Origin of the sequence: Treponema sp. (genome assembly GCF_024696245.1) — a bacterium.
GTDB lineage: Bacteria > Spirochaetota > Spirochaetia > Treponematales > Treponemataceae > Treponema_D.
Map to the genome: position 1 here is coordinate 36,006 of NZ_JAILGZ010000109.1, position 24,041 is coordinate 60,046.

20 protein-coding genes are annotated in these 24,041 nt (G+C 39.9%); 18 read left to right on the forward strand and 2 right to left on the reverse strand.

Annotated elements, in window-relative coordinates:
• Nucleotides 1-31 precede the first annotated feature (31 nt).
• The 18 genes from secE to K6D58_RS07825 all read left to right on the forward strand — a co-directional run bounded on the left by secE (nucleotide 32) and on the right by K6D58_RS07825 (nucleotide 21,248).
• Complete coding sequence (gene secE / locus K6D58_RS07740) at nucleotides 32-220, forward strand: preprotein translocase subunit SecE (protein ID WP_296829333.1); 189 nt, start codon at nucleotides 32-34, stop codon at nucleotides 218-220.
• A 14-nt stretch (nucleotides 221-234) separates the two neighbouring features.
• Nucleotides 235-792 carry a transcription termination/antitermination protein NusG gene (gene nusG / locus K6D58_RS07745; RefSeq protein ID WP_296829336.1) on the forward strand — a complete coding sequence of 186 codons (558 nt, stop codon included), beginning with the start codon at nucleotides 235-237 and terminating at the stop codon, nucleotides 790-792.
• Between the two features lie 190 nt (nucleotides 793-982).
• Nucleotides 983-1,417 carry a 50S ribosomal protein L11 gene (gene rplK, locus K6D58_RS07750; protein WP_296829339.1) on the forward strand — a complete coding sequence of 145 codons (435 nt, stop codon included), beginning with the start codon at nucleotides 983-985 and terminating at the stop codon, nucleotides 1,415-1,417.
• Entirely contained in the window at nucleotides 1,417-2,097 is a 681-nt protein-coding gene (rplA, locus tag K6D58_RS07755) for a 50S ribosomal protein L1 (protein ID WP_296829342.1), read from the forward strand. Before rplK ends, rplA begins: the two co-directional genes overlap by 1 nt.
• Entirely contained in the window at nucleotides 2,097-2,657 is a 561-nt protein-coding gene (gene rplJ, locus K6D58_RS07760; RefSeq protein ID WP_296829344.1) for a 50S ribosomal protein L10, read from the forward strand. The genes rplA and rplJ overlap by 1 nt, the downstream gene beginning before the upstream one ends.
• 168 nt (nucleotides 2,658-2,825) lie before the next feature.
• Entirely contained in the window at nucleotides 2,826-3,200 is a 375-nt protein-coding gene (gene rplL, locus K6D58_RS07765; RefSeq protein WP_296829347.1) for a 50S ribosomal protein L7/L12, read from the forward strand.
• Between the two features lie 224 nt (nucleotides 3,201-3,424).
• Nucleotides 3,425-6,982, forward strand: a complete 3,558-nt coding sequence (gene rpoB, locus K6D58_RS07770; protein WP_296829350.1) for a DNA-directed RNA polymerase subunit beta — start codon at nucleotides 3,425-3,427, stop codon at nucleotides 6,980-6,982.
• Nucleotides 6,975-11,471, forward strand: coding sequence for a DNA-directed RNA polymerase subunit beta' (gene rpoC / locus K6D58_RS07775; protein WP_296829353.1), 4,497 nt, complete (start codon nucleotides 6,975-6,977; stop codon nucleotides 11,469-11,471). The genes rpoB and rpoC overlap by 8 nt, the downstream gene beginning before the upstream one ends.
• A gap of 127 nt (nucleotides 11,472-11,598) precedes the next feature.
• The gene (gene rpsL, locus K6D58_RS07780; protein ID WP_296829356.1) at nucleotides 11,599-11,973 is read left to right on the forward strand and encodes a 30S ribosomal protein S12; all 375 of its coding nucleotides are present in this window, start codon (nucleotides 11,599-11,601) and stop codon (nucleotides 11,971-11,973) included.
• 17 nt (nucleotides 11,974-11,990) lie between these two features.
• Nucleotides 11,991-12,461: a 30S ribosomal protein S7 gene (gene rpsG / locus K6D58_RS07785; protein ID WP_296829358.1), complete on the forward strand. Its 471-nt coding sequence runs from the start codon at nucleotides 11,991-11,993 to the stop codon at nucleotides 12,459-12,461.
• 178 nt (nucleotides 12,462-12,639) lie between these two features.
• Complete coding sequence (locus K6D58_RS07790; RefSeq protein WP_296829361.1) at nucleotides 12,640-13,674, forward strand: endo alpha-1,4 polygalactosaminidase; 1,035 nt, start codon at nucleotides 12,640-12,642, stop codon at nucleotides 13,672-13,674.
• 126 nt (nucleotides 13,675-13,800) lie between these two features.
• Nucleotides 13,801-14,130: a hypothetical protein gene (locus K6D58_RS07795; protein WP_296829364.1), complete on the forward strand. Its 330-nt coding sequence runs from the start codon at nucleotides 13,801-13,803 to the stop codon at nucleotides 14,128-14,130.
• A 248-nt stretch (nucleotides 14,131-14,378) separates the two neighbouring features.
• Complete coding sequence (locus tag K6D58_RS07800) at nucleotides 14,379-16,205, forward strand: alanine--tRNA ligase (RefSeq protein ID WP_296829366.1); 1,827 nt, start codon at nucleotides 14,379-14,381, stop codon at nucleotides 16,203-16,205.
• A gap of 68 nt (nucleotides 16,206-16,273) precedes the next feature.
• Nucleotides 16,274-17,365 (forward strand): MOSP complex formation periplasmic protein, TDE1658 family, encoded by a 1,092-nt coding sequence (locus tag K6D58_RS07805; protein ID WP_296829369.1) that lies wholly within the window; start codon nucleotides 16,274-16,276, stop codon nucleotides 17,363-17,365.
• Between the two features lie 12 nt (nucleotides 17,366-17,377).
• Nucleotides 17,378-17,830, forward strand: a complete 453-nt coding sequence (gene nusB / locus K6D58_RS07810) for a transcription antitermination factor NusB (protein WP_296829372.1) — start codon at nucleotides 17,378-17,380, stop codon at nucleotides 17,828-17,830.
• A 38-nt stretch (nucleotides 17,831-17,868) separates the two neighbouring features.
• Nucleotides 17,869-19,563 (forward strand): tetratricopeptide repeat protein, encoded by a 1,695-nt coding sequence (locus tag K6D58_RS07815; protein ID WP_296829375.1) that lies wholly within the window; start codon nucleotides 17,869-17,871, stop codon nucleotides 19,561-19,563.
• A gap of 236 nt (nucleotides 19,564-19,799) precedes the next feature.
• Nucleotides 19,800-20,072, forward strand: a complete 273-nt coding sequence (locus tag K6D58_RS07820; RefSeq protein ID WP_296829378.1) for a co-chaperone GroES — start codon at nucleotides 19,800-19,802, stop codon at nucleotides 20,070-20,072.
• A 339-nt stretch (nucleotides 20,073-20,411) separates the two neighbouring features.
• Nucleotides 20,412-21,248, forward strand: coding sequence for a sigma-70 family RNA polymerase sigma factor (locus tag K6D58_RS07825; protein WP_296829379.1), 837 nt, complete (start codon nucleotides 20,412-20,414; stop codon nucleotides 21,246-21,248).
• Here the strand turns inward: K6D58_RS07825 and recG are convergent.
• Both recG and K6D58_RS07835 read right to left on the reverse strand, forming a co-directional pair.
• Complete coding sequence (recG, locus tag K6D58_RS07830; protein WP_296829382.1) at nucleotides 21,222-23,420, reverse strand: ATP-dependent DNA helicase RecG; 2,199 nt, start codon at nucleotides 23,418-23,420, stop codon at nucleotides 21,222-21,224. The genes K6D58_RS07825 and recG overlap by 27 nt on opposite strands.
• An 18-nt stretch (nucleotides 23,421-23,438) precedes the next feature.
• Nucleotides 23,439-24,026 carry a YggT family protein gene (locus K6D58_RS07835; RefSeq protein WP_296829385.1) on the reverse strand — a complete coding sequence of 196 codons (588 nt, stop codon included), beginning with the start codon at nucleotides 24,024-24,026 and terminating at the stop codon, nucleotides 23,439-23,441.
• Between the last annotated feature and the right edge of the window lie 15 nt (nucleotides 24,027-24,041).

Genomic DNA, 24,041 nt, shown 5'->3' on the forward strand with positions numbered 1-24,041 from the left:
TCTTTTAGAAAATACGAGTTTAGGAAATAAAATGAAGAAGTTGATTAGATTTTGTGAAGAGTGTATTGCAGAGCTTAAAAAAGTTACTTGGCCAACAAGAAGTGAAGCTCTTTCTTCTGTAAAAGTTGTATTTATTTCTACAATCGTCGTAGCAGTTGCACTTGGTGTATTTGACTGGATTTTTACTACTGGTGCTACAACTCTCCTTGGCTCTAAATAATTAAGGTGGAGTAAATGTCTAAAAGCTGGTATATCCTTCAGGTTTATACAGGTTACGAACAGAAAATCTATCGCACACTTAATAAGCTTGTAGCTGAAGGTGCTCTTGATTCATCTATCGTATGCGATGTAAAGCTTCCTTGTGAAGAAGTTGCAGAAGTTCGTAACGGTAAAAAAGTAACACGTAACAATCTTTTACTTCCAGGTTATCTGATGGTTGAACTTGATCTTCCTCAGATTGGATGGAAGGATCCTTGTTCTAAGATTCGCCGTATTCAGGGTGTTTCAGGTTTTGTTGGTACAGATCCTTCTGTAAAACCAAGACCAATTACTCCTGATGAAGCAAAGAGACTTCTTCAGGCTGCCGGCGAAATTAAGGGTGAAAAATCCGTTCGCGTTAAGCAGAACTACGAAATTGGCGATCAGGTTAAGATTATTGAAGGACCTTTCGCTACATTCAGTGGTGCAGTAGAAGAAGTTAATGCAGAACGCAATAAGCTTCGCGTTAACGTTCAGATTTTCGGAAGAGCTACTCCGGTAGAAGTAGATGTTCTTCAGGTAGAGAAAATCTAAATTATTTATTAAGGGTTGTCTTTTTTATAAAAGATAACCCCTTGCGGTTTTAAATGAACCGTCTGATTTTTGATAGAATAGGGTTTTATACCCGTTCTTAATTTGGGAGAGGTGCAGGTCCGTTGGACATAGGCACTTCGTTAGGATTATCCCCTTGAGGGAAATCCACACCAAGATAAGGAGATATATTATGGCCACAAAAAAGGTAACAGCTGTCATCAAATTACAGTGCCCTGCAGGCGCTGCAACACCAGCTCCACCAATCGGCCCTGCTCTTGGACCACACGGCGTTCCTGCTCCAAAATTCGTTCAGGAATTCAATGACCGTACCAAGAACATGGAAAAGGGACTTATCATCCCTGTTGTAATCACTGCTTATCAGGACAAATCATTTACATTTATTCTCAAGACTCCTCCTGCAGCTGTTCTTATTAAAAAAGCAGCTGGACTTCAGAAGGGTGCTGGAAATCCTCTTCGCGATAAAGTTGGAAAGATTTCTCAGAAACAGCTTGAGGAAATTGCAAAACAGAAGCTTCCTGATCTTAACGCAAATGACGTTGAAGCAGCTAAGAAAATCATCGCTGGTACTGCACGCAGTATGGGTGTAGAAGTGGAGGCTGAATAATGAAACACGGAAAGAATTACCGCGAATCACTTAAAAAGTATGACCCAGCTAAAAAGTACGATGTTACTGAAGCTTGTCAGCTTGTTAAAGACCTTCACTATGTAAAGTTTGACGAAACTGTAGAACTTTCAGTATCACTCAAACTTGAAAAGAACCAGACTGTTCGTGATACTCTGGTATTCCCACATCAGTTCAAAGGTGAAAAGAGAGTACTCGTATTCTGTAAGGAAGATCGTGTACAGGAAGCTCTTGATGCCGGTGCAACTTATGCTGGTTCAACAGAATATCTTGATAAAGTAAAGGGTGGCTGGCTTGATTTCGACGTAGCTGTAGCTACACCTGACATGATGAAGGATGTTGGACGTCTTGGTATGGTATTAGGACGCAAAGGTCTTATGCCTAACCCTAAGACAGGAACTGTTACACCTAACATTGCAGAAGCTGTTGCTGAACTCAAGAAAGGTAGAACAGAATTCCGCGCTGACAAAGGTGGAGTAGTTCACATTGCTGTAGGTAAAGTTTCTATGGATTCTAAAGATACAGCAGAAAACGTTAACACTTTCCTTGCTGAATTGAACCGCAAGAAGCCTGCAGATGCTGCAATTGGTTTTGTACGTTCAGTTTCAATCAGTTCTTCTATGGGACCTGGTGTTTGGGTTGACTATAAGGAGGGTGAATAATGGCTATTATGGCAAAGAAAATCCAGCCTGCTAAGTCAGCTGCAATCGAAGAAACAAAGAAAGTTCTTGGTGAATATACAAACTTTGTTTTCGTTGATTATCGTGGACTTACAGTAGAGCAGATTACAAAACTTCGTGATGGACTTCGCGAAAAGAATTCACAGCTCAAGGTTTTCAAGAATAATTTTGCTCGCCTTGCTTTTGATGAATTAAAGAACGATGAAGTTGCCCAGTATCTTTCTGGACCAACTGCAATTGCTCTTATTAAAGAAGAAGCAAACGAATCTGCTAAAGTTCTTTTTGACTTTGCAAAAGATACTCCTGCTCTTGTTGTAAAAGGTGCATGGGTTGACGGCGAACTTTATGATGCTGCTAAAATCGAGGCTCTTGCAAAACTGCCTGGAAAGAAACAGCTTATCGCTATGCTTATGTCTGCTATCAATGGTCCTGCAAGAAAACTTGCTGGTACATTGCAGGCTTATGTTGAAAAACTGGAAAAAGAAGGTCCTGCAGCAGCAGCACCTGCAGCAGAAGCTGCACCAGCTCCAGCAGCTGAGTAATTATACTCGGCGGGGTAACCCAGAGCTTATCTTTTTTCACTGTGGTCAGGCTTCATAGCTGTCGACTGTCCGCAGTTTTTACCGTAGTCAGAATAAATAAGGAACAGTTTGTTTTAATTTCGACACGGATTTTATACTAATCATATATTGATTAATGGAGAAGACAATATGGCAGCTTTAACAAACGACGAAATCTTAGAAGCAATTGCAAACCTTACAGTTCAGCAGGCAGCTGACCTTGTAAAAGCAATGGAAGAAAAATTTGGTGTATCTGCAGCAGCTCCAGTAGCAGTAGCAGCAGGTCCAGCAGCAGCTGCAGCTGAAGAACAGACAGAATTCACTGTTACTCTTGAATCATTTGATGCAGCAAAGAAAATCCCAGTTATCAAGGCAGTTCGTGAAATCACTGGTCTTGGTCTTGGTGAAGCAAAAGCACTTGTTGAAGGTGCACCAAAAGTTCTTAAGGAAAATGTTTCTAAGGCTGATGCTGACAAGATGCTCGCTGACATCGAAGCAGCTGGTGGAAAAGCAAGCAAGAAATAATTTTGCTTAACTTAACCTTTTTGAGATTTAGTTAATATACTCAAATCTATTTATAGAGCTTCAGGAGGAGGTTTATGCTCTTCCTGAAGCTTTTGGACGTTATATCGGGCAAAAAACCCAAGGTCAGCAGTTCTCGTGCTGAGCTGGAAAGAGTGCTTGTCAAGGATTCCTTTCAGACTTGTAGCGGTTCTGCAGGTACCAGTTTACCCACCCAAGAGGAAACGATGTTCGCTAAAAGCAAAAAAATCGTACGTCAATATATCGGAAAAGATATTAAAGATTTTATGGAACTTCCGAATCTTATTGACATCCAGCTTTCTTCATTTGAAGAGTTTATTCAGAAAGACAGGCAGTTGAGCAAGCAGCCACTGCTTAACCAGGGTTTACAGGAAGTTTTTAATTCAGTTTTCCCTATCGAAAGTCCGAACGGCGACATGGTTCTTGAATATGAATTCTATGAACTTGATTTTGCAAATATTAAATTTTCAGAACTTGAATGCAAAAAGAAAGGTCTTACTTATGCCGTTCCTCTTAAAGCACGCATTAACTTGAACTTTATTGAAACAGGAGCAATCCTGCAGAAAGATATTTATATGGGCGATGTTCCACTTATGACAGACAGAGGTACCTTTGTTATCAATGGTGCTGAACGCGTAGTTGTAAGCCAGATTCATCGTTCTCCTGGAGTTATCTTCCAGCACGAAAAGGGTGTTTACTCAAGCCGCATTATTCCTTACCGCGGTTCATGGCTGGAATTTGAAATAGACCAGAAGAAAGAACTCCTTTATGCAAAGATTGACCGCAAGAAGAAGATTCTTGCAACTATCCTTCTCAGGGCATTAGGATATTCTACTCGTGAAGAAATCATTAACTGCTTCTATAAAACAGAAACAGTTAAAGTTCCATCTGATTCAGCAAAACGTGAAGCTCTTGTAGGAAAAATTCTTGCATCAGCTGTTCTTATTAAGGATGCTGATTCCGGTGAAGATAAAAAACTTTTCCGCGCTGGTGATAAGCTTCGTCCTCATGATCTTGATGATCTTGTTGCAAATGGCATTACAGAAGTAAATGTTATTAAACTTACAACAAGAAAAGATCCTAAAAATAAGGAAGAAAAGAATCTTTCATTAGACAGTGAAATGATCGTTAACTGTTTTGAAAGGGAAGAAATTCTCTTTGCTAAAACAGGAAAAGAAGTTCTTGATGAACCTTCAAAGGAAGATTGTCTTGCAGAAGTATATAAGGTACTTCTTCCAGGTGAACCAATCACTTTTGAAGCTGCAGAAAAGGACCTTACAAGCATGTTCTTCTCTTCACGCCGCTATGATCTTAGCCGTGTAGGTCGTTACAAGCTTAACAAGAAATTTGATTTTGATGATTCTGTAACAGATGTTGTTCTCACTAAAGAAGATATTATTCAGACAGCAAAACATCTTATTGAAGTATATATCGGTGATGAACCAATTGATGATATCGATCACCTTGGTAATCGTCGTATTCGTTCTGTTGGCGAACTTCTTACTAATTCATTTAAATCAGCTTTCGCCCGCATGGAACGCATTGCAAAAGACCGCATGAACCTTAAGGAAACAGAAACCCTTAAGCCACAGGATCTTATTTCAATTAAGCCTATTGTTTCTGCTGTACGTGAATTCTTCGGATCATCACAGCTTTCACAGTTTATGGATCAGTGTAATCCTCTTGCAGAACTTACACACAAACGTCGTCTTAACGCTCTCGGTCCTGGTGGTCTTTCACGTGACCGTGCCGGATTTGAAGTTCGTGACGTACACTGGACTCACTATGGCCGCATGTGCCCTATTGAAACTCCTGAAGGTCCAAACATTGGTTTGATTGTATCTCTTGCTATCTTTACCCGTGTTAATGAATACGGATTCCTTGAAGAACCATACCGCAAGGTTGTTGATGGAAAAGCAACTGATGAAGTTGAATACCTTGCAGCAATGGAAGAAGAGAAGTATTACGTAGGTCAGGTTACTGAAGGAATGAAGGCTGATGGTTCATTCCCTACAGATCTTATTTCCTGCCGTCACCGTGGTGATTATACAAGCCGTTCTCCAAAAGACATTCAGTACATGGATGTTTCTCCACGTCAGGTAATTTCTGTATCTGCATCCCTGGTTCCATTCCTTGAACACGACGATGCTAACCGTGCGCTCATGGGTTGTAACATGCAGCGTCAGGCCGTTCCTCTTATCTTCCCTGAACCACCACATGTTGGTACAGGTATGGAAGCTAAGACAGCTTATGATTCAGGTGTTCTTATTAAGGCTAAACGTGATGGTGAAGTTGTATGGGTAGAAAGTGACCTTATCAAAATCAAGCCTAACGGAGCTAAAAACGGAGAACTTGATGAATATCAGATTCTTAAATATCAGAAGACAAACTCTGATACTTGTAACCACCAGAGACCTACAGTTCAGGTTGGAGAAAAAGTTAAGAAGGGCGATGTAATTGCTGACGGTTCAGCTACATTTAACGGAGAACTTGCTCTTGGACGTAATATTCTTGTTGGTTTCGTTCCATGGAATGGTTACAACTACGAGGATGCTGTTCTTATCAGTCAGAGAGTAGTTAAGGAAGATATGTATACTTCCATCCATATTCATGAATTCCAGACAGAAATTCGTGAAACAAAACTTGGACCAGAAAAGATTACTCGTGATGTTCCAAATACATCAGAAAAAACACTGGACAACCTTGACCAGGAAGGTATCATCCGTATTGGTGCTAAAGTACGCTCAGGAGATATCCTTGTTGGTAAAGTAACTCCAAAATCAGAAACAGAAACAACTCCTGAATTTAAGCTTTTGAACTCAATCTTCGGTGAAAAGGCTAAGGAAGTTCGTGATAATTCACTCCGTCTCCCACATGGTGTACAGGGTGTTGTAATCGGAATTGAACGCCTTAAGAGAAGTGAAGGTGATGAACTTAACCCTGGTGTTGATGAAGTTGTAAAAGTTATCATTGCAGACAAACGTAAGCTTGTTGTAGGTGATAAGATGGCAGGACGCCACGGAAACAAAGGTGTTGTTGCACGTATTCTCCCTGTAGAAGACATGCCTTACCTTGATGATGGTACTCCACTTGATGTTTGTCTTAACCCTCTTGGTGTACCTTCACGTATGAATATCGGTCAGATCATGGAAAGTGAACTTGGTCGTGCAGGTATGGTTCTTAATGAATGGTATAATTCACCTGCATTCCAGACACCTTCTCAGGAACAGATTGCAGAAAAACTTGTAGAAGCAGGTCTTTCTCCTGACTGTAAACAGATGGTTCATGACGGATTCACTGGTGAAACATTCGTTAACCCTATTTTCGTAGGTGTTATTTACTTTATGAAGCTCCATCACCTTGTTGATGACAAGATGCACGCTCGTTCTACTGGTCCATACTCACTGGTTACTCAGCAGCCTCTTGGTGGTAAGGCTCAGTTTGGTGGACAGCGTCTTGGAGAAATGGAAGTTTGGGCTCTCGAAGCATATGGTGCCGCAAATACCCTTCAGGAAATGATGACTATTAAGTCTGATGATATGAATGGTCGTTCAAAGGTATATGAATCAATCGTTAAGGGAGATCCTAGTGCTCCAATCGGAGTTCCGGAATCATTTAACGTTCTTGTTCAGGAATTACGCGGTCTTGCTTTGGATTTCACTATTTATGATGACAAGGGTAAGCAGATTGCCCTTACTGAACGCGATCAGGAAATGATTGACAAGTCAAACGCTGGTTTTGACAAGGAGAATGAAGATGCGTGATATTCAGGATTTTGCAAGTCTTAAAATTAAACTTGCTTCACCAGATACAATCCGTAACTGGTCTTATGGCGAAGTAAAAAAGCCGGAAACCATTAATTACCGTACTCTTCGTCCGGAGCGTGATGGTCTCTTCTGTGAACGCATTTTCGGAACTACTAAGGAATGGGAATGTTACTGTGGTAAATTCAAGAGCATCCGTTATAAGGGTGTTATTTGTGACCGCTGTGGTGTAGAAGTAACTCACTTTAAGGTTCGCCGTGAACGTATCGGCCATATTGAACTTGCAGCTCCTGTAAGTCACATCTGGTACTATCATGCTGTTCCTAGCCGCATGGGTCTTCTTCTTGACCTTAAGGTAGCAGAACTCCGCTCAGTTCTTTATTACGAAAAATATATAGTTATTGATCCGGGTGATACAGATCTTAAGAAAAAGCAGCTTCTTTCTGAAGATGAATACAATGAAGCACTGGAACGCTTTGGTGAAACTTTCACTGCTGGTATGGGTGCAGAAGCTGTTAAGACTCTTCTTGAAAACATCGATCTTGATGCTCTTGCAGAAGAATTGCGTGAAAAAATGATTGAAAAGGGTGCTAAGAGTGACAAACGTCTTCTTCGCCGTATTGAAATCGTTGAAAATTTCCGCACTTCAGGAAACAAGGCAAGCTGGATGATTCTTGATGTAGTACCTGTAATTCCGCCTGATCTTCGTCCTATGGTTCAGCTTGATGGTGGACGTTTTGCTACATCTGACCTTAATGACCTTTATCGCCGTGTTATTAACCGCAATAACCGTCTTAAGAGACTTCAGAGCCTTGCTGCTCCGGATATCATCATCCGCAATGAAAAGCGTATGCTTCAGGAATCAGTAGATTCCCTCTTTGATAATACAAAGCGCAAGAACCGCGTTGTTAAGGGAGCTTCTAGCCGTCCACTCAAGTCAATTTCTGACATGATTAAGGGTAAGCAGGGACGTTTCCGCCAGAACCTTCTTGGTAAACGTGTAGACTATTCAGGTCGTTCCGTAATCGTAGTAGGTCCGGAACTTAAGCTCTGGCAGTGTGGTCTTCCAGAAAAAATGGCACTTGAACTCTTTAAGCCTTTCATTATGAAAAAGCTTGTAGATAAGGGTGTTGTATTTAATATTAAAAAGGCAAAGATGCTTGTAGAAAACGAAGCTACAGAAGTATTTGCCATCCTTGATGAAGTAGTTCGCGAACATCCGGTTATGCTTAACCGTGCTCCTACACTTCACCGCCTTGGTATTCAGGCATTTGAACCTGTACTTGTTCCAGGAAAGGCCCTTAAGCTTCATCCTCTTGCATGTAAAGCTTTCAACGCCGACTTTGACGGTGACCAGATGGCTATTCACGTTCCTCTTACACAGGCTGCACAGATGGAATGCTGGACATTGATGCTTTCTGCACGTAACCTCCTTGACCCTGCTAACGGTAAGACAATTGTTGCACCATCACAGGACATGGTTCTTGGTATTTACTACATGACATCAATTAAGCCTAATGCAAAGGGAACTGGAAAATTCTTCAGTTCTGCAGATGAAGTTCGTCTTGCAGCATCAAGTGGTGCAATTGAATGGCAGGCAAAGATTAAGATTCATAAGAATATTCTTAATAAATGTGTTGCTGGTGATGAAAATCCAGAAAATAAATACATTGAAACTTCTGCAGGTCGTCTTGCATTTAATGAATTCATGCCGGAAGAAGTAGATTATCAGAATGAGAAGCTTGGAGACAAACTTCTTAAGAAGATGATTGAATCTGTTTATCATAATGAACAGACTTCTGATATTAAGGTTCGTGCCCTTATCTCTGAATTCTTTGCAGAAAAGGGTAAGACATTCGAAAAGATTACAGCAGAAGCTCTTGATGAACTTCTTTCTGAACCTTCATTCGTTAAGAAAGTAGAAGTTATCTACAATAGAGAAACTCCTTTTGAAGAAGCTAAGCTTCGTAAACTTATCATCAGTCTTTATGCTGCTGATCGTGCATGGCTTACAATCCAGATGCTTGATGCAGTTAAGGCCTGTGGTTATAAGAATGCTACCTTCTACGGTGCAACTCTTTCTATGGATGATATTCTTATTCCGGAAACAAAGGTTAAGAAGGTAGAAGAAGCTAATAAAGAAGCTGAAAAGATCGTTAATGAATATTCTAAGGGTGCTATTACCGGTGATGAACGTTATAACCGTGTAACAGAAATCTGGGCTCACGTAACTGATGAACTTACAGAAGCTATGTATAAAGACATGGCTGCTCATAAAGACGGTTTCAATACAATCTTTATGATGGCTGACTCAGGTGCCCGTGGTTCTAAGAAACAGATGTCACAGCTGGCTGCAATGCGTGGACTTATGCAGAAGCCTAACGGAGACATTATTGAACTTCCTGTTAAGTCAAACTTTAAGGAAGGTCTTTCGGTTATTGAATACTTTATTTCTTCAAACGGTGCCCGCAAAGGTCTTTCCGATACAGCTCTTAAGACAGCCGATGCAGGTTACATGACACGTCGTCTTGTTGATGTTGCACAGGATGTTGTAGTTAACGAAAAAGACTGTGGTACTATCAACGGTATTGATTACACAGCTATTAAAGATGGTGATACAGTTGTTGTTCCACTGGCAACAAGAATTGCAGGTCACTATACAATTGAACGCGTAATTGACCCTGTAACAGGTGAATTACTTTGTGATGTAAACCAGTATATTGATGAAGCTCTTGCTCAGAAAATTGACAAAGCTGGTGTAGAAAAAGTTAAGCTCCGCACAGTACTTACCTGCGAAAGCAAGCATGGTATTTGTGTAATGTGTTATGGTAAAGACCTTGCACGCAACAAGATTGTAGAAATTGGTGAAGCAGTAGGAACTATTGCTGCTCAGTCAATCGGTCAGCCTGGTACACAGCTTACACTTCGTACATTCCATACTGGTGGTGCGGCTGATACAAGTGCAGAAGATAACCACATCAGAATCAAGTATCCTGTATACATCGAAAGCGTTTCTGGTACACACGTAGAAACAAAAGATGGAAGCTGGCTCTTTACACGTCGTGGTGCTATGGTTACTACAAAACTTTTCAAGAAGTATGAAATTGCTTCCGGTTCAAAAGTTCTTGTAGAAGACGGTGCACGTGTTCGTAAAGATAATCCAATCATTAAAAATGGTTCGGAAGAAATAACAGCTACAGAAAATGGACGCGTATTAATCAGAGGTGATGTACTTTATCTGGTTAGCAGTGATCAGAAGATGGAAATTGCCAACGGTTCCAAGATTTATGCTAAGTTTGTTAACGCAGATTGTATTGCAGAAAAAGAAGAACCAATTGGTGAAATCGATCCGTTCAGCGAACCAATTATTGCAGAAGTTTCTGGTTATGTTCACTATGAAGATATTATTCCTAACGTTACCCTTGAAGAACATGCTGATGTTCAGACAGGTAATAAGGAAAGACTTATCAGTGACCTTCACCTTGATGTTAAGCAGCCACGTCTTATCATCACTGATGAAGATGGTAACGAACTTGGAAGTTATCACCTCCCTGCAGGTGCTCTTCTTCTTGCAGATGACAAAGCAAAAGTAGAAGCAGGATTTGTTCTTGCTAAACTTCCTAAGGCAGCTGCAAAGGCTAACGATATTACTCTCGGTCTTCCACGTGTATCAGAACTCTTTGAAGCACGTAAGCCAAAGAACCCTGCTGTTATTTCTCAGATTACAGGTTCAGTAAGCTTCGGTAAGGTTGTTAAGGGTAAGCGTACAGTTATTGTTACTGATGAATACGGAAAGGAATACAGCCACCTGGTACCTATGACAAAGCGTCTTCTTGTTCGTGACGGTGACGTTGTAGAAGCAGGAGAAAAACTTTGTGACGGTTCAGTAGATGCACATGACGTACTTAACGTTCTTGGTGAAGATGCTCTTCAGAACTTCCTTATGGACGAAATCCAGGGCGTTTACCGCTCACAGGGTGTAGATATTAACGATAAACATATCGGTACTATTATCCGCCAGATGCTTAAGAAGGTAGAAATCGTTAACGTTGGTGATACAAGATTTATCTTTGGTCAGCAGGTTGACAAGTATACATTCCGCGAAGAAAACGCAGAAGTTATTGCAAAGGGTGGACAGCCAGCTGTTGCACGCCCAATGTTCCAGGGTATCACAAAGGCAGCTCTTGCTACTGATTCCTTTATTTCTGCATCTTCATTCCAGGAGACAACCCGCGTTCTTACAAATGCGGCAATTGCAGGATCAATTGATCACCTCCGCGGTTTGAAAGAAAACGTAATTATTGGTCACATGATTCCAGCAGGAAGTGGTATGAGACAGTATCATGGCATTAAGCTTACTGATAAATCAAATGTTGACCTTGATGCAAAGATGGAAGAGATTCTTGAACTTCGCAGACAGGAAGAACTTGAATCACGTCCAGAAGAAGTAATGTTCGGACCTGAAGATAACGCAGGAATGGACGACTAAAAAAACATTAAATTCAGGGGGAATTCAGGGAATTCTCTTGACGAGTTCCCTCTGAATTTAGTAAACTTTCGGCACTCTAATAGTTAATACCCGGGAGTGCTGCCCGGAAAATATAGGAGAATAGGCGATGCCTACAATTAATCAGTTAATTCGTAAAGGTCGTCAGTCAGCTGCAAACAGAACTAAAGCTCCCGCACTTGAGTCTTGTCCGCAGAAACGTGGCGTTTGTACACGTGTAATGACTATGACACCAAAAAAGCCAAACTCAGCTCTTCGTAAGATTGCTCGTGTTCGCTTAAGCAATGGAATTGAAGTTACTGCATACATTCCAGGTATTGGACATAACTTGCAGGAACACTCAGTAGTATTAGTTCGCGGTGGACGTGTAAAGGACCTTCCTGGTGTACGTTACCATATCATCCGCGGTACAAAAGATACTCTTGGCGTTGACGGACGCAAACGCGCTCGTTCTAAGTACGGTGCTAAGAAACCTAAGGCATAATGTAAAGGAGGATTACTATGGGAAGACATAAGAAATCAGTAAATCGTCCGGTTATGCCAGATGAAAAATATAACAGCGTTGTAATCGCTAAATTTGTTTCACGTATGATGCTTGATGGTAAGAAACAGACTTGCCAGAAAATCATTTACGAAGCATTGGACAAGCTTAAGGCTAAAACAGACAAGGATCCACTTGAAGTTTTCCTCAAGGCTCTTGACAATGTAAAACCAATGGTAGAAGTAAAAAGCCGCCGCGTAGGTGGTGCTACATATCAGGTACCAGTAGAAATCCGTGATGCTCGTCGCGAAGCTCTCGCTATGAGATGGATGATTGGTGCTGCTCGCAGCCGTTCAGGTCGCGGAATGGCAGAAACACTTGCTGCTGAATTGTTTGATGCATTCAACAACACAGGTTCTGCTTACAAAAAGAAGGAAGATACACACAAGATGGCAGAAGCAAACAAGGCTTTTGCTCACTATCGCTGGTAGATTTAACTTCTTTTACCAATGCCCGTTTACAGGTAATGCTGGACGGGTATTTTTTTTGTCCTCTAATATACGCAAGTATTTTTTTAAGCTTTTTTTATAAAATTAATCTTCCTTTTATAGATTTTATTGTATTTTTTTAGTTAAAAATGGGACTTACAATTATATTGGAGTCTTATTTATGAATAAAAAATTGATTTTTTCTATTATTATGGGAAGTTTGGTCTTTCTTTCTTTTTCCTGCAGTACTGGTTCTTCTCAAAGTAATTCTTCTGATAACAATGTTTCAGAAGATTCTCTAACTTGTGATAATTACAGGGCAGCTATGAGGAATTTTGTAATTAAAATCTCAGAAACTGCAAGGCAAAGTGATTCTGATTTTATCGTTATTCCACAAAACGGACAGAATGTTGCCTGGGATGATGATGATGCCGATTCAATTGTTCCTGATTCTGCATATTTTGCAGCAATTAACGGTTGCGGAAGGGAAGATGCTTTTTACGGAATGAATGCTTCTTACGATATTGCTGATGGTACGGCAACACCGGATGAACAGTCTCAGGAAATTCAGGAACTTTGCGATTATTATACAGCAGCCGGCCTTACAGTACTCTCTACTGATTATACAGGTAGTGATCAAAGTAAAATTACTGATTCTTTTGCTAAAAATGCGGATAAAGGATATCTTTCTTTTGCAGCTACTGAACGTTCCCTTAACGTAATCCCCTCTTATTCTGTTTATAATCAGAACACTGATGATGTTACATCCCTTTCTGATGCAAAGAATTTCCTCTATATAATTAATCCTGAAAATTACGATTCAAAGGAAGCTTTTGTTTCGGCTCTTGCTGATACTGATTATGATGCAATTATTATGGACCTTTACTGCTGTGATGAAGCCCTTACGTCTTCTGATATTGAAGCTATCAGAAATAAAAAGAGTGGTGGTAAAAGACTTTTAATCTGTTACATGAGTATTGGAGAAGCCGAGACTTACCGCTGGTACTGGCAGTCAGACTGGAAATCTGGTTCTCCTTCTTTTATATGTGAAGAAAATACTGACTGGGAAGGAAATTATAAAGTCCGCTACTGGTATGACAGCTGGCAGAATATAATCTGTGGAGAAGACGGTTATCTTTCTAAAATACAGGAAGCAGGCTTTGACGGGGTATACCTGGATATAATTGATGCCTTTGAATACTTTGAAGAGGAGTAATCTTTCTTTTTTTATTCGACTTTTTTTTTATCACCCTTAAGCTGTGGGTTTTTACCCTTGTTTGTCCTAATGAATATTGTATAATTAACTAACTTTAAGATTATTTCAATGTCAGGAGGAGAAATAATGAGAAAGTTAAATTATGTTCTGGGGGGCCTGCTTGGTCTTGCAGTTGCACTGGCTTTTACAGCGTGTGGTAATGATGCCGAAGCTGTAATTGGTAATTCTTACGGTACGAGTGATAAAGGACTCGTTATTGAATTCAGGGATGATAATGAAGCCTGTTATTCTTTCCTTGGACTTCCGGATAAAAGCGTGGAGTACAGGATAAAGGGTAATGAGATTTCCCTTGCAATGGAGGGAAAAGATTATCTTATGAAATATGATAAAAAAGGTGATGCCATTGAATTCCAGACTGGAGCTAGTATGGTAACACTTGTAAATATAGAAAAATAATTTAAAAATCGTGGAGTCTTTATTAGTCCGGTGCTCTTTAGGGTGCCGGGCTTTTTTTGTGTCATACTAGCCCGGATTGGAGGGGCACGGAGTGTTCCGGACCGGAGGGGAGGAATAAAACCCCGCAAAGCCGGTTATGAAAGGTAAGCTTTTCTTAGTGTTTTTGAGTATTGGCGTAAGTACAAGTTGCTCCAATCTTGCAGAAACTTAATTGAATATCTGAGCTGAAAGTGCTACTATCTTCTATTATGACTGCAAATGAATTACGCTCAAAATACATTGAGTTCTTTAAATCTAAAAATCATGCTGTTATTTCCGGACAGAGTTTAATTCCGGAGAATGATCCTTCTGTTTTATTTACAACTGCGGGAATGCACCCACTTGTTCCTTATTTACTGGGAGAAAAGCATCCTGCGGGAACCCGTCTTACTGACTATCAGAAATGTGTCCGCACTGGTGATATAGATGAAGTTGGAGATCCTTCCCACCTTACTTGTTTTGAGATGCTTGGTAACTGGTCTCTTGGTGATTATTTTAAGAAGGAATCTATTTCTTTTTCTTATGAATTCCTTACAAGTAAAGACTGGCTTGGCCTTGATCCACGTAAGATTTCTGTAACTGTTTTTGCCGGTGATGAAAATGCTCCTCGTGATGAAGAAGCTGCTTCTGTATGGAAGTCAGTGGGAATGCCTGAGGATAAGATTGCATATCTTCCTGCAAGTGATAACTGGTGGGCTGCCGGTCCTACAGGTCCTTGTGGTCCTGATACAGAAATTTTTTACTGGGTTGGTGAAGGTCTGCCTCCTGAAGGTTCAAACAAGGGTACTGATTCTGCAAACTGGATGGAAATCTGGAATAACGTATTCATGCAGTTTAACCGCGTTGATGAAAAGACTCTTGAACCTCTTCCAAAGAAAAATGTAGATACCGGAATGGGTCTTGAACGTACTAACTGTATTCTTCAGGGAAAGACTTCGGTTTATCTTACAGAAGTGTTCCAGCCTATTATTGCAAAGATTGGTGAACTTGCCGGTGGTTACGTTTATGGTACAGATGCAGAAAAAGACAAGAGTGTCCGCATTATTGCCGACCATAGCCGTGCTTCAGTATTTATTCTTGGTGACCAGAAGGGTGTAAGTCCAGACAGAGTTGGAGCTGGTTATGTTCTCCGCCGTCTTATCCGTCGTGCAGTACGTCATGGAATGAAGCTGGGTATTGAAAAGGCTTTCCTTGCAGAAGTTGCCCAGGTTGTAGTTGATAACTTTAAGAATGCTTATCCTGAACTTGATCAGAATTCAGTTAAGGTTTACAAGGAACTTACTGCAGAAGAAGAAAAGTTCCGTCTTACACTTAAGAAGGGTGAAGCAGAATTCCAGAAACTTCTTCCTAACCTTATGAAGAATCCTAAAAAGATTATCAGTGGTAAGGTTGCTTATAATCTTTACGAAACATATGGTTTCCCTCTTGAACTTACTCAGGAACTTGGTGCAGAAAACGGCTTTACTGTAGATGTTGAAGGTTTCCGTGAAGCAGAAAAGAAACATCAGGAAGCAAGTAAAACTGCCGAAGCAGGAAAGGCAAAGGGTGGTATTGCTGAACAGTCTGATGCTGCTACAAAGTATCACACTGCAACACATCTTCTTCAGCAGGCTCTTGTAAATGTTCTTGGTGATCAGGTTGCTCAGAAGGGTTCCAATATTAACAGTGAACGCATGAGATTTGACTTTACTTTTGAACGTCCTATGACTAAGGAAGAGATTCAGAAGGTAGAAGATATTGTAAACGAAAAGATTAAGGAAGATCTTCCTGTAACTATGGAAGTAATGGCTCTGGATGCTGCAAAAGCTGCTGGTGCCCGTGCTTTGTTTACAAATAAATATGGTGAAGACGTAAAAGTTTATACAATCGGCCGTGATCCTGTAAATGACTGGTTCAGTAAGGAAGTATGTGGTGGACCTCATGTTCAGCATACAGCTCAGATTGGTGAATTTAAGATTCAGAAGGAGCAGTCATCTTCTGCAGGTGTCCGCCGTATTCGTGCTGTTATTTCAGGTGGTCTTCCGCTTGATAAATAGCACAGGCCTTTAAATTAATCTGTAACATTTTGATTTTAAGGTGTTTTATTTACTAAAAGAGGATTTTTATGAAACGTTTTGCTTTAGGATTAGCTTTAATTTTTGGTATGGCAGTAAATGCATTTGCTCAGAATGATTTACAGCCACTTGCAGTAATTAAGCTCAGTAAACCTGAAACTATTACTGTAAAAACGCTTAAGGCCCGTGTAAATTTTGTACTTAAGCAGTATGAGCCTTACGGAATGACTGAACTGACCCTGGATCAGAAAAAAGAAGTTCTTGAGAATCTTATTATTGAAAAGCTTATTAATCAGGCTGCTGCAAAAGACGGTCTTTCTATAAGTGATTCTCAGGTAAATGAACAGTTCCTTAGGACATTCAGTCAGCAGATTGGTCAGAATGTTACCGAAGCTCAGCTTAACGAAACTATTAAAGAGCGTACAGGTAAAAGTCTTGATGAATACCTTAAAGAAAACAGCGGTATGAATACCAGCGAATACAAGGCTTACCTTAAGAATCAGATTATTGCCCAGCAGTATGTTCTTAAACAGAAGAGGGATGCTATTGCAGGTGTTCAGGCTTCTGATGAAGAAATCCGCAAGGCTTACGAAATGAATAAGGCAACATTTGTATGGAATGATATGGTTCGTCTTTTCCTTGTAATGGTTCCAAAGGGAGACGATGACGCTGCAGCTAAAAAGACAGCCATGGATTTAAGGGCTTCTTACGAAAGCAAACCTGCATCTGCTGCCAATGACATTAAGAATTCTGATAAAAACGGTAAATCTTATCGTGCAGGTGACATTATTGTTCAGAAAACATCTCAGCAGGCTCAGCAGCTTGGCTGGAATTATGATAAAATTCTTGAACTGTTCGGAAAAGATACAGGTTATCTTAGTGATTTAACAGAAACTGCCAATGATTATCAGTTCTATGCAGTACTTAAAAAGTATGATGCAAAGATGCTTGGTATTGGTGATGTTGTTCAGCCGGAAAGTAATGTAACTGTATATGAATACATTAAAGAGAATTTAACTTCTCAGAAGCAGAATCAGTATTTTTCTCAGGCTGCTAAGGATCTTGGAAAGGAACTTGATACTTCTGCAAATGTAGAACGCAAGAAGACCGGTGAAGCTCTTGATAAGCTTCTTAACTGGTAGTAGGAGTAAAAGGTGTCTAGAAGAAAAGGTAGAATACTGGCTTTTCAGGCTTTATACAGCCATGATCTTGTAAATAAGCCTCTTGAAGAACTTCTTAAGTTTGACTGGGATAAGTCTGATGAATCTTCTGCTGTTGAAGGCGATGGAGAAAAAGAAGATTCATCTTCTAAGGAAGATTCTTATGATTATGCCCGTCTGCTTATTGCAGGTACAATCAATCATCTTGAAGAGATTGACGGCATAATTAAGGCTCACTTAAGTGAAAAGTGGACTATGGAACGCCTGAATAAAGTTGCACTTGCTGTAATGCGTATCAGCGTTTTCAGCCTGCTTAATCAGAAGGATATATCTCCTTCGATTGTAATAAACGAGGCAGTTGCCATTGCAAAAGACTTTGGTGCTGAAGATTCATATAAGTTCATCAATGCGGTTCTTGATAAAATCAGCAAAGAGACGGCTTCTTGAGAAAAACATTTCTGATATTTATAGCGGCAGTTTTTATATTGCCGCTTTTTAATTCCTGTTCATCTCACTCTAAATCAGTTTCTTTAACTGCTACCCTTGAGCAGATTGATATTTACCTTTCATTAAATGATACAAAAGAAGCTTATAAACTTTTAAAAGAAGCAGAAAAAAATGCCTTTACTTATTTTGAGCGTCTTGGGGTTTACAAGAGATACGTAATTCTGGGAGATGATAAAAAGGCTGAATCTGTTTTATCAGCAGCTTTAAAGGAGTTTCCTGATAATGTTCAGGTCAGGGCCTGTTATGTAAGCTTTCTTCTTGATCAGGAAAAATATGACAAGGCTGTAAAAACAGCAGAAAAACTTGCAGATACTGAATATTCATCTTTATACGCTGAGAGTTCTTTAAGGATGCTTCTTCATAATAAAAATGAAGATGCTTTTAAGGATCCATCTCTGATAAGTGTTTATCTTGATGCCTGGAAAGGTTCAGGGGATTCGGTCTGGTTAAGGAATGCTGCCCTTTTGTATCTTAAAGACGGGAAATTTGAAGAAGCAGGGGAGTTGTTTTCTGAAAATATTTCCGGAGAAAAAGATGTGCTTTTCTGGCAGAAAGTTCTTTATGATGGGAAGGACTTTGTTAGAAGTGCAATTGCAGGAGAAGCAAAGGCTGAGTTTTCAGATAGAAATAAAGAGCTGGAGCATCTTATGCTTTTATCTGACTGTTACCATTTGATTCACGATGAAGAAAATGAATGTAAAAGCAGGGATTTGATAATAGCTGATGCAGAAAAATGGTCACTTATTCCTGATGAAAGTAATGATGTTCTTGCAAAGACTTATATGAATAATGTCCTTTACTGTCTTTCTAAGGATGATGTTAAAGGGGAGTACGAGGGTATTAATTATCTTTTATCTGTAAATCCCTGTTATGTGCCTGCTCTGGCCCTGTATGTTCAGCATGCTCTTGATTATCAGCCTGTTCAGGAAGATAAGCTTATGGCTGACTTAAGGTCTTCCGGATTAAAAACCCTGCAGATGGAAGAGAATGATTCAAGGCCCCGTGCTACTGTTGATGTTGCTCTTTATAAAATAGACAGGGCTCTGGAGATTTCTGACAGTCCGGCTTTGAGGGTCTTAAAGCATTATACCCTTAGCATGAGTAAGGCAATTCCAGAACAGCAGGCTCCCCGTATCTGGGAATTTCTTGAGGAAAATCAGACTGATAAAAATACTTATCCGGAAGAAGTTGGGGATTATGCAGTTGATGTTCTTATAAAGGAAAACTCTGTGGACACGGCTGAATTAATCTTTAAGAGAAATATGACTTCCGCCTATGGGGAGAATTTTGATCCCGGAGAGAATCCTTCTTCTTTAAGAAAAAGGGAACTTGTTTATGCTGCATGGTTTGCCTGTCGTAACGGGGATATAGAGCTTGCAGAAAAATTATATGACTATCTGAATAATCATTATGCAAAAGATACAGTTACTCTGGTTAATCTGGCTGTAATTTATGCAGGTTCCTATAGGGAGGAGAAGGCTGTGGATTTGTTAAGTGAGGCTTCTTCCATTGCAGAAGATTCATTTACTAAATCAGAGATTCTTTACCGTACAGGAAAGCTTAGTGATGGTCTTGGGGACAGAAAAAACGCAATAAGGTCACTGCAGTATGCACTTCAGCTTAATCCGGGTAATAATAAGGCCAGACTTCTTTTAAGGAATATTCTTGAATAGTTTTTATGGATTTACCTGGGGCTTTGGAAGCAGGTGGGGTTTTGCAAGGCTCTGGCAGGTATTTCCGAACATATGGTGGCTTTCCTGAAGCAGGTGGGATGCATAGTCGAGAGGCTTTTTTTTTGAAGTTCAGGTATGTACAGATGAAGAAGTATTTTGAAAAAAAATTTGACTTCATTTTGAGATTTTATTAAATTGTCAGTAAATGATGTTTTAAAAAATTACTGGAGGTAAATATGAAAATCAGACCATTGGCAGACAGGGTTCTTGTAAAACAGGTAGCAGCAGAAACAAAAACTGCAAGCGGACTTATTATTCCTGATACAGCACAGGAAAAAACACAGCAGGCTGTTGTAGAAGCTGTAGGTCCAGGAACAGAAAAGGACAAGATTACAGTAAATACTGGAGATAAAATCCTGTATGACAAGTATGCCGGAACTGGAATCAAGGTTGACGGAGAAGATTACCTTATCCTTAAGATGAGCGATATTATCGCTGTTGTAGAATAATAAGGGTCATTCTGATACAGGGATTTTTATTTTCAATTGAAGTGGGTCATTTTGACTCACTTTTTTTATGCCCTAATTTACCACAAATCTCTTGTATTTTTATGATTTTGTTTACATTTTATGGCCTTTATTGCCGTTTTTTGATATTTATACCCTGATTTTTTGTTAAATAAAGCCTGCTGCAGGTCTTTTTCTGCCGTTTTGGGTTCAATTTATGCATTTTTTTTATTAAATTCCATGATTTTTGTGATTTTATTATTAGTTTGGCACACTTCTTGCTAATATATTTATGAGACATTATTTTATGACTTTCATAAATTATGTTTTCAGGAGGCTCAAATGTACAACGAATTATCTGTAATGAACTCTTATATTAAAGATATTGCCCGTATACCGCTTTTGACAGCAGAAGAAGAAAAAGAACTTGCGGTAAAAGCTGCTTCCGGAGATAAAAATGCTAAAACCAGGCTTATAAATGCCAACCTTCGTTTTGTTATAAATATTGCCAAGCAGTTTGCCCACAGGGGAATGGAACTGGAAGATCTTGTAAGCGAAGGTAATATTGGTCTTATTATTGCTATTGACCATTTTGACGTTAATAAAGGATTCCGTTTTATTTCTTATGCAGTATGGTGGATCCGTCAGACAATTCTTAAGGCTCTCAGCGAAAAAACACGTCCTATAAGACTTCCTATGAATAAGGCTGATGATCTTGTACGCATAGAAAAGGCCCGCAAGATGCTTGGTTCAAAACTTTCAGAGGAAGAAGAATTTACAGAAGTTGCCCGCATGCTTAATCTTGAATCATCTTATGTAAAGGAAATGGTAGAGATTTCAAGGGAAATGCTCAGTCTTGATGCAGAAATTAATGCTGATGGTGCAGTAAAGTCTTTTGGAGAAACAGTAGAAGACTGCCGTTATACAGCTCCGGAAGAAGCTGCTGTAGATTCATGCATGAAGGAAGATATTTCTAAGGTACTTTCTTCCCTTAAGCCTAATGAAGAACGTGTTCTCCGTCTGCGTTATGGTCTTAACGGGGTTAAACCAATGTCATTAAAGGAAGTTGGAAAGCAGTTTAATCTTACCCGTGAGAGAATCCGCCAGATTGAACAGAGTGCAATCAAACACATGCGTGTACCTGGCAAAATGTCAAAGCTCAGCGCGTATGTTGCTTAATGCATCGTAGCGGGCAATTTTAAGGATTTCTTTATCCCTGTTTAAGTCTGCAATGCCTAAAGTAAGATATCCAGACTGAATGGTTCCGGTTACCTGGCCGGGACCTCTTAGTTTTAAATCTTCTTCTGCAATTTTAAATCCGTCTGTACTTTCATGCAGGGCCTTCATCCTTTGAATGCCGTCCTGACTTATGTTTTTTCCGTATATGAGGAAGCAGTAGGACTGAATGCTGGATCTTCCTACACGTCCACGAAGCTGGTGAAGTTCTGCAAGGCCAAACCTGTCTGCGTGTTCGATAACAATACAGCTGGCATTTGCAACGTCTACACCTACTTCTACTACAGTTGTTGCTATAAGAATCTGTATCTTTCCATTTTTAAAATCATCAAGGATTTCTTTTTGTTCAGTGTCTTCGATTTTTCCGTGGATAAGGGCTGCCTTGTATTCAGGGTAAACTTTTTCACTTAAAAACTTGTACATCTCTGCTGCAGATTTAAGGCCTGAATCCTGACTTCCGCTGTTATCCAGTTCCTGACCTTCTTCTTCATTTATTCTTGGGTATACAAAATAGGCCTGGTGTCCCATTTTAAGTTCTTTTCTTACTTCTTCGTAGACATTTTTTTCGTGTCCCATAACTGTAAGATAGGTTTTTACAGCTTTTCTGCCCTGTGGCATTGTTTTTATAACGCTTATATCCAGGTCACCAAATACAGTCAGTGCCAGGGTTTGAGGAATAGGTGTGGCACTCATCATAAGCAGGTCCGGTGTATGGGTTTTTGTTCCTGAAGAAATGCGTCCCTTATCAACTATGGATTCACGCTGGGCTACTCCAAAACGGTGCTGTTCATCTATAACTGCCAGATGAAGGTTTTTGTATTCTACGTTTTTGCTAAAAAGGGCATGGGTTCCGATTACAAGGTTTATCTGTCCTTCTTTAAGGGCCTGTAAAAGTGAGTTTCTGTTTTTTGCCTTAAGGTTTCCTGTAAGAAAGGCAACTTTGATTCCCAGAGGTTCAAGAAGACTGGCTGCGTTTTCTGCATGCTGGCGTGCCAGAAGTTCTGTTGGAGCAAGAAAGGCACATTGTCCGCCGTAGTTTATTACCCTTACGCATACAAAAAATGCTGTCAGGGTTTTTCCGCTTCCTACATCACCCTGAAGTAATCTTTGCATGGAAAAAGGGTGTCCTGTAAGTTTGTCAGGGTCGTTGAGTATGGAGTTTCTGTCACCGGCACTCTGATCAATGTCCCTGTTCATTTCTGTAATTACCTTCATTTGATCTGAAGTAAGTTCAAAAGTAAGGCGGTTGTATAAATCTTTTTGCAGGGGAGACAGGCTTTTTATAAAGTTTTCTTTTATTGATTCAATGCTGTCAGGGGTAGAAAAGAAGGCTGCTGCATTGTTGTCCAGGGCGGTACTAATGTCTTCTTCCGGGAGTTTGCCCCTGTGGTTTAAGGCTCTTAAAGCCATTTTGTATTCAAAGTTGTAGAGTTCTTCGTAAATAAGGGTTTTTCTTGCTTCTTCTGCATCTTTAAGGGTAGCCGGTAAGTGTATTTTGTATATTGCCTGAGATTTTTTTAACAGGCCCCGGTCTTTTATTGTTTTTTCAGGCAGTTCATCGTCAACAGCCATTGCATATTGTTTTACGGCCTGAGCAACGGCTTTTCTGTAATTTTTCTGGGACAGGCCTTCTGTCAGGGGGTATACAGGGAGTACTGTACTGTCTGGTACGGGGGTATTTTTGTAATCTGCTAAGTCTCCTTCTGCTGCAATACGTTCTGCTTCAAAAGTAGAAGACTGAATCTGATTATATCTGATGTCAAATTTTCCGGTTACGCTTATAATACTTCCTTCCGGCAGGGATTTCTGGAGAAAAGGACGGTTAAATGCAATAAGCCAGGCTTTTGCAGTTCCATCTGTAATTTCTATTTTAAGGTTTCTCATGGCCCCGTAACCAAACCATTCATGGGCTGTTACCTTGCAGATGGTATGGACTTTAGGGTAAAGGGCAAATTCACACAGGCTGACTTTTCTTGTGCGGTCTTCATAATCTCTTGGATATACCTGCAGGATGTCTGCTATGGTAAAGATTCCCAGTCTTGCAAACTGTTTTGCAGCTGCAGGCCCGACTCCACTCAGGGATTCTACTGTGTTCTTTATTTCTCCAAGTTTCATCCTGTAAATAATCCTTTTTTATATTGTCATTAAGATGCCTGTAAGTAAGGAAAATATAATTCCTCCTGCGATGTTTAAGAATATAAGTACGGCAATTGCAGTGATAAGGGCTGTTCTGTAACGAAGGGTTTTTCCAAAAGAAAAAGGCCTTGAAAAGATATATATAAGTTTTGAAATCTGAAAATCCAGCTGATTTAATACAGGTGAATCTGAACGTACGCTTTCACCTTTTACAAAGACGATTATAAGTCTGATTACCAGCATAATTATGAGGAATATAAGAATTGAACTTATTACAGCCCAGAGGGTAGAGATAAAAAGGGCCAGAAGAAAGCCTATGCTGAAAAATTTCATCTGAGAGATTCCACTCAATACAGAAGAAAGTGCTCCCAGAATACAAAGGCCTAAAGCAGGGGTAAAATCAAAACCTGCAATTATAAAGATTCTGAAGCGCTTAAAGAAATTCAGGTAAGGACTGCAAATCTTTGAAAGGTAATACACAATCCTGTTGTAGGCCATTCCCGGAATCCATGTAAGAAGTATGTGTATCAGGCAGAGTATGGTATATAGATTTACTGCTGCAGCTAAAAAATTAAAAATACTCATCTGTCTGTGTTCTCC

What these genes read in the sequence shown, in the direction of transcription:
- K6D58_RS07795 (WP_296829364.1), top strand. Translation starts at nt 13,801, where the DNA reads ATGAGAAAGTTAAATTATGTTCTGGGGGGCCTGCTTGGTCTTGCAGTT.
- nusG (WP_296829336.1), top strand. Translation starts at nt 235, where the DNA reads ATGTCTAAAAGCTGGTATATCCTTCAGGTTTATACAGGTTACGAACAG.
- K6D58_RS07825 (WP_296829379.1), top strand. Translation starts at nt 20,412, where the DNA reads ATGTACAACGAATTATCTGTAATGAACTCTTATATTAAAGATATTGCC.
- K6D58_RS07790 (WP_296829361.1), top strand. Translation starts at nt 12,640, where the DNA reads ATGAATAAAAAATTGATTTTTTCTATTATTATGGGAAGTTTGGTCTTT.
- K6D58_RS07820 (WP_296829378.1), top strand. Translation starts at nt 19,800, where the DNA reads ATGAAAATCAGACCATTGGCAGACAGGGTTCTTGTAAAACAGGTAGCA.
- rplL (WP_296829347.1), top strand. Translation starts at nt 2,826, where the DNA reads ATGGCAGCTTTAACAAACGACGAAATCTTAGAAGCAATTGCAAACCTT.
- rpsL (WP_296829356.1), top strand. Translation starts at nt 11,599, where the DNA reads ATGCCTACAATTAATCAGTTAATTCGTAAAGGTCGTCAGTCAGCTGCA.
- rplK (WP_296829339.1), top strand. Translation starts at nt 983, where the DNA reads ATGGCCACAAAAAAGGTAACAGCTGTCATCAAATTACAGTGCCCTGCA.
- rplJ (WP_296829344.1), top strand. Translation starts at nt 2,097, where the DNA reads ATGGCTATTATGGCAAAGAAAATCCAGCCTGCTAAGTCAGCTGCAATC.
- rpoB (WP_296829350.1), top strand. Translation starts at nt 3,425, where the DNA reads ATGTTCGCTAAAAGCAAAAAAATCGTACGTCAATATATCGGAAAAGAT.
- rpsG (WP_296829358.1), top strand. Translation starts at nt 11,991, where the DNA reads ATGGGAAGACATAAGAAATCAGTAAATCGTCCGGTTATGCCAGATGAA.
- recG (WP_296829382.1), bottom strand. Translation starts at nt 23,420, where the DNA reads ATGAAACTTGGAGAAATAAAGAACACAGTAGAATCCCTGAGTGGAGTC.
- K6D58_RS07835 (WP_296829385.1), bottom strand. Translation starts at nt 24,026, where the DNA reads ATGAGTATTTTTAATTTTTTAGCTGCAGCAGTAAATCTATATACCATA.
- K6D58_RS07800 (WP_296829366.1), top strand. Translation starts at nt 14,379, where the DNA reads ATGACTGCAAATGAATTACGCTCAAAATACATTGAGTTCTTTAAATCT.
- K6D58_RS07805 (WP_296829369.1), top strand. Translation starts at nt 16,274, where the DNA reads ATGAAACGTTTTGCTTTAGGATTAGCTTTAATTTTTGGTATGGCAGTA.
- rplA (WP_296829342.1), top strand. Translation starts at nt 1,417, where the DNA reads ATGAAACACGGAAAGAATTACCGCGAATCACTTAAAAAGTATGACCCA.
- rpoC (WP_296829353.1), top strand. Translation starts at nt 6,975, where the DNA reads ATGCGTGATATTCAGGATTTTGCAAGTCTTAAAATTAAACTTGCTTCA.
- secE (WP_296829333.1), top strand. Translation starts at nt 32, where the DNA reads ATGAAGAAGTTGATTAGATTTTGTGAAGAGTGTATTGCAGAGCTTAAA.